This is a genomic window from Acinetobacter sp. P8-3-8 (assembly GCF_000214135.1).
GTDB lineage: Bacteria > Pseudomonadota > Gammaproteobacteria > Pseudomonadales > Moraxellaceae > Acinetobacter.
On record NZ_AFIE01000149.1, the window covers coordinates 1 to 667 of the forward strand.

The 667-nt window shown below is 40.2% G+C and carries 1 protein-coding gene; it reads left to right on the forward strand.

The features are described from left to right. Nucleotides 1–80: 80 nt before the first annotated feature. Nucleotides 81–667 (forward strand): helix-turn-helix domain-containing protein (locus GGG_RS0119055; protein WP_010118101.1); only part of this gene is annotated, 587 nt, incomplete at its 3' end.

The window sequence follows — 667 nt, forward strand, 5'->3', positions numbered from 1 at the left end:
GAAAAGCGCTCACTCCCGACTGCTCAGTCTGTGGCAGTTGCAAAGGCTGAACTATGGGCATTTATACAAGGAGCAAACGCATGAGTGTTGATGCGCTAAATTGGGCGTGGACTGCGCCAGTTGAAAGTTCAGCACAGCGCCTTGTCTTGCTTTCATTGGCTGATCGTGCAGGTGAGCACCATACTTGCTACCCAAGTAATAGCAGATTGGCAAAAGACACAGTTTTGAATATCAAGACTGTTCAAAAAGTCGTAAATCAACTTATCGATTTAGGATTGGTTGCTGATACTGGTAAAAAAATGGGAACTACAAATAAGGTTCGAGTTTTAAAATTAGTTGGTGTGCAATCAAGAGAACAAAACCAAAATCGGGATAGTTATAACGAACCCAAAAAAGGGTTAATTAATAAGGATAACGAACCCAAAAACGGTGCAATTAAACATACCCAAAAATGGGTTGATTCGATAGAACAAACGAACCCAATTTTGGAGGATAACGAACCCAAAAACGGTATCGTGAACGATCCCAATTTTGGGGTACAGAACCTACCAATTAACCTATCAATGAATCTCTCTTGTCAACACGAGTGGATTCCAAATCAAAATCAGTTGATCGGAGTTCTTCAGCAAAAGGGGCATGGTCAAAATTTAAAATTCATTTTTGGATT